The organism is Roseateles sp. P5_E11 (assembly GCF_054049355.1).
Genome location: NZ_JBFUMO010000439.1, coordinates 1 through 5,051 on the forward strand (window position 1 = coordinate 1; position 5,051 = coordinate 5,051).

At 66.9% G+C, this 5,051-nt stretch carries 4 protein-coding genes and 1 pseudogene; all 5 read left to right on the plus strand.

Annotation, left to right across the window (positions count from 1 at the left end):
* A pseudogene (locus ACXJKR_RS24005) lies at positions 1 to 268 on the plus strand (ABC transporter substrate-binding protein); the annotation flags it as partial.
* Positions 265 to 990 carry a response regulator gene (locus tag ACXJKR_RS24010; protein WP_056203803.1) on the plus strand — a complete coding sequence of 242 codons (726 nt, stop codon included), beginning with the start codon at positions 265 to 267 and terminating at the stop codon, positions 988 to 990. The pseudogene ACXJKR_RS24005 and the gene ACXJKR_RS24010, both read left to right, overlap by 4 nt.
* Positions 974 to 2,485, plus strand: coding sequence for an ATP-binding protein (locus tag ACXJKR_RS24015; protein WP_457324949.1), 1,512 nt, complete (start codon positions 974 to 976; stop codon positions 2,483 to 2,485). Before ACXJKR_RS24010 ends, ACXJKR_RS24015 begins: the two co-directional genes overlap by 17 nt.
* A gap of 3 nt (positions 2,486 to 2,488) precedes the next feature.
* On the plus strand, positions 2,489 to 3,958 hold the full coding sequence (locus ACXJKR_RS24020; RefSeq protein WP_457324950.1) for a tryptophan halogenase family protein: 1,470 nt from the start codon (positions 2,489 to 2,491) through the stop codon (positions 3,956 to 3,958).
* Between the two features lie 203 nt (positions 3,959 to 4,161).
* On the plus strand, positions 4,162 to 5,051 hold an 890-nt coding region (locus tag ACXJKR_RS24025), incomplete at its 3' end, for a LacI family DNA-binding transcriptional regulator (RefSeq protein ID WP_457324951.1).

The window sequence follows — 5,051 nt, forward strand, 5'->3', positions numbered from 1 at the left end:
CATCAAGGGCTCCATCCCCGTGCGCCGCGACGTGCCGGTGGACGAGCTGGACCCCTGCGCGCAAGCCTCCTTCCATCTCTTCGCCAACCCCAACACGCCGCGCGTGCCGAGCCTCGTGCACCGCATGGCCTTTGGCGAGGTCGGCAAGAACGCCATCATCGAAACCGTCCACCGCTTTGCGCTGGACCCGAGCCAGACGCCCGCTGCCGCACAGCGCAAGCTGCAGGGCCTGCTGCGCGCACTCGCTCCCAAGAAAGCTGTCCCATGACCCCGCGCAAGATCCTGATCGTCGACGACGATCAAAAAATCCGCAGCCTGTTGAAGACCTATCTCGAGAAAAACCAGTACGAGGTGCTGCTGGCCCACGATGGCGCCAGCTTCATGGCCGAGTTCGAACGCCACCGCGACGAAATCAGCCTGTGCATCCTGGACGTGATGCTGCCCGACACCGAGGGCTTCACGCTGTGCCAGTCGGTGCGCCGCCGCTCCGAGGTGCCCGTCATCATGCTGACCGCCAGCGCCGACGAAACCGACCGTATCGTCGGCCTGGAGCTGGGCGCCGACGACTACCTCGGCAAGCCCTTCAACCCGCGCGAGCTGCTGGCTCGCATCAAGGCCATCACGCGCCGCACCGGCCAGGAGAAGGCCAAGGAGCCGCGCTACTACGCCTTCAACGGCTTCACGCTGGACCTGCTGGAGCGCAGCCTCATCGACCCCGACGGCACAGCCACCGCGCTGTCGGGCATGGACTTCCAGCTGCTCAAGCTCCTCGTCGAGCACCCCGGCGAAGTGCTGGACCGCAGCCGCCTGGCCGAGGTCACGCGCGGCCGCGACCTGGGGCCGCTGGACCGGTCGCTGGACGTGCAGGTCAGCCGCCTGCGCCAGCGCCTGCAGGACGATGGCAAGCAGCCGGCGCTGATCAAGACCGTGCGCGGCTCGGGCTACGTTTTCTCAACGACGGTGACGCCAAGGCATGCCCTCGGAGGTTGAGGACGCAGGGCCGCCCGTACCGGCGCGCCGCTGGTGGCAGCGCGCCAGCAGCTTTCTGTTCGACAGCCTGCAGGGCCGCTTCGTGCTGGCCATGCTGGGCGGCCTGGCTCTTGTGCAGTTGGTCGTCAACCTGCTCTGGTACAGCCAGATCGAGCAGCGGGTGCGGCGCCAGACCGAGCTGGCCGCGCATCACGTCGCCAGYGGTGCAATAGGTGCCGTACGTGCGCTGCGTGAGCTGCCGGCGGCCTATCGCCCCCTGCTCATCGAACAGTTGCGCACGATGGGCGGCACACGCTTCCTCGTCTTCTTCAACGGCGCCGCGGTCAGTGTTGAGCCCCTTCCCAGCCAGCCGATGGCGCACATGTTGGAGCAACAGGTCACACAGGAACTGACCGCCCAGTTGCCCAAGGGCACGCCGCTGCGCGTGGCGCTGGCCTCGCCCATCGGCCTGGCCGTGTCGCCCAGCGGCGCGCTGCTGAGCGACTTGCCGGAGAGCTGGGTCGAGCCCTCGTTGATTGCCGCCGAGCGGCCCGCGCCCTTTCTCGTCATCCAGGCCGAGACCGAGCCGGGCGTGTGGCTCTACCTGAGCAGCACCCTGCCCGATCCCTACTTCCTGGAGCAGCTGGAGTTCTTCACCTGGCAACGCTTGACGCCGCAACTGCTGGCCCTGGGCCTGGCCGTGCTGCTGACGCTGATCGCCGTGCGCGCCATCACGCGGCCGCTGGCGGGCCTGAGCCAGGCGGCCGCGCGCGTGGGCCGGCGTGTGGCGCCCAAGCCATTGCGTGTCAGCGGCACGCAGGAGGTGCGCCAGGCCATCGAGGCCTTCAACGACATGCAGGAGCGCATCCGCCGCTACATCGGCGACCGCGAGCGGCTGTTCGCGTCCATCTCGCACGACCTGCGCACGCCGATCACGCGGCTGCGCCTGCGCAGCGAGTTGCTGGACGACACCGCCGTGCAGGACGAGTTCCATGAGGACCTCGACGAGCTGGACATGATGGTGAAAACGGCGCTGCAGATCGTCAAGGACACCGACATCCACGAGAACCGCGCGCCGCTGCGCATCGACCTCGTGCTGCAGAAGATGGTGCGCGACGCGCGCATGGGAGGGCACAAGATCGAGCTGCAGAACGAGGCGCTGACGGTATTCGGCAAGCCGCTGGCGCTCAAGCGAGCCATCGGCAATTTGCTGGACAACGCGATGTTCTACGGCGAAAGCCAGCAGCAACCGGTGGAGGTCAGCGTGTGCAGCGACGAGGACGGCCTCGTGCTCGTGACCGTGCGCGACCATGGCCCCGGTGTGCCGGAGAGCGCGCTGGCGCGGCTGGGCCAGCCCTACACGCGGCTGGAGCATGGCGCCGCGATGCGCAAGGAGGGCTTGGGCTTGGGCCTGTCCATCGTGCGCGAGATCGTGGCGGACCACGGCGGCACGGTCGGGTTTCGTAATCACCCGGCCGGCGGATTTGAAGTCCGGGTTGCCCTACCCGCAGGCTGAGCAATGGCGCCTCCCAAACACATCGCCATCGTCGGCGGCGGCACGGCCGGCTGGATGACGGCCAACCTGCTGCGGCACCGCTGGGCGCGGCTCGGCGTTGACGTCACGCTGATCGAGTCGGCCGACATTGGCACCATCGGCGTCGGCGAGGGTTCGACGCCCTTTTTGCGCCACTTCTTCCGCACGCTGGGCATTGAAGAACGCGACTGGATGCCGGCCTGTGACGCGACCTTCAAGAGCAGCATCCGCTTCCCCGGCTGGAGCACCGTTGCGGGCTACGAGAGCTACGTTCATCCTTTCTTCAGTGAAGCGGACCGTGAGCTGGGCAATCTCTTCTTCACCAACGCCTGTCTGCGTCGGCGTGGCCAGGCGGCCGATGCCAACCCGCGGGACTTCTTTCTCGCCGCAGAGTTGGCCCGGCAGCGAAGAGCGCCGCTCGGCACGGATTACGCCTATCACTTCGACGCTGGCAAGCTCGGCGCCTTCCTGCGCACGCACGCGGTGGGCCTCGGTGTGCGCCACATCGTCGACACGGTGGCGCGCGTGGAACTGCGCGAGAACGGCGACATCGCGGCTGTGCACCTGAAGAGCGGCGCGCGCGTCGATGCGGACCTCTTTGTTGATTGCAGCGGCTTCAAAGGCCTGCTGATCACCGAGACGCTCGGCGAGCCTTTCCTCCCCTATCGCGACAACCTCTTCAACGACCGCGCCATCGCCATCCCGACGCYGCTGGTCGATGGCGAAGACATCCCCTGCGAAACCGTCTCGACCGCCCTGCGCCACGGCTGGGCCTGGCAGATCCCGCTGACGACGCGCTATGGCAATGGCTATGTCTACAGCTCTGACTTCGTCAGCGATGACGAGGCCGAGCGCGAGTTGCGCGAGGTCCTMGGCGCCGCGGCCGAAGGCGCCACCGCGCGACGCCTGCGCATGCGCGTTGGCTGCGTGAAGCAGCACTGGCGCCAGAACTGCGTCGCCATCGGCCTGGCCCAGGGCTTCATCGAACCGCTGGAAGCGACGGCGCTGATGCTGATCCAGCTCAGCGTGGAGCAGTTCATCGCAGCCATGGAAGGTGGCGAATTCGAGCGCCGACAACAGGACGCGTTCAATCGCCGCGTCAGCGAGATGTTCGAGGGCGTGCGCGACTACGTCGTCGCCCACTACCAGCTCAACACGCGTCGCGACACCGACTACTGGCGTGCCAACCGCGCCAACAAGAACATCTCCGACCGGCTCGCCAGCCTGCTCGACGTCTGGGACCGCGGCGGCGACTTCGAGGCCGAGCTGGAGCGCCACGGCGCGAAGCTGATGTATCTGCGCCCGTCCTGGTACTGCCTGTTCGCCGGCATGGGCCGCTTCCCAGCTGAGCTGCGCGCGGCGCCTCAGGTCGTCACGGCCGCGGTCGCAAGACAAGGCCTGGCCAACATGGCTCGGGCGTTCCGCTCACACCATCGCTGCTTGATGGGCGAATGAGCCATCCTGCACCAACTTGCCGTGTCAGTCGCGTCGAGGTCACCTCCACTCGCCAACTCCGGTGTTGACCGACGCCCGCTCCAGGCTGGTTGCAGTCTTTCGCCGCGGCGCCCAGGTTGGCCGCTCAGCTCCCGAGCTTCCTTTCAAGCGACCGACCGGGACGCTCTGAAGCGGGTGGTCACGGCACCCTGAGCCGCCGCCTCATGAAGAACTTTCCGGAGTTCGTCTCGCTGAACATGAGAATTTACGAGGTGGGCTTCGCTCGAGCATTTCGGTGCACCCTTCCCAAGGACGTCGGTACGCTCTGCGGCCAGAACGTTGCGTTTGTCGTCAGCCAGACCTTCGTCCACGTGCAGCACGCCGGCTCGGGCTCGCCGTCCAGACTCGTCAAGACGATTGCTGCCGCGCCCGCAAGCACCGGAGGTCGAGGGTCGGATCAACTCTGGCGATACCTGGTTCCAGCTAGACGCGATGCTAGAGTGCGCCGCCCCGTCTCTCCCGCCCGCCGGACAGTGTCCGCTTCGATACCCAAGCCTTCCACGCCGCCGAAGAGCCATCGTCACAAGTTGCCCACGCTCGCTGACGTCGCGCGAGAAGCGGGGGTTTCTGAAGCGGCGGCGTCCTCCGCGCTCAGCGGTGCGAACGGTTCGACGCGCGTATCGATCGAGACGCGTGAGCGGGTCCTTGCGGTGGCGGCGCGCTTGAGCTACCGGCCTAACGCGACCGCGCGTGCGCTGACGTTTCAACGCACCAATGCCATTGGCTTCGTCGCCAACATCGCCAATGAGGAACCCAACCTCTACCTCCTGGAAGTGTTCAACGGCGTCGTGCGGGGCGCGACGGAGGCGCACCAGACCACATCCATCTTTCCGCTCAGTGGCTGGGAAGAAGCACCGAAACGCATCCCGGCCTTGTGCGACGGACGCGTCGACGGACTCGTCGTGCTGGCACCCTACCTGGAAGATGACAGCACGACCTGGCTCCCACCGCATACGCCCATGGTCACGATCCATGCCGGCAGGCTGTTGCGGGCGCAGGTGAACGTCGAGGCGGACGATGAAACGGGCGGCTATGCCATCGCGCGCCACATGCT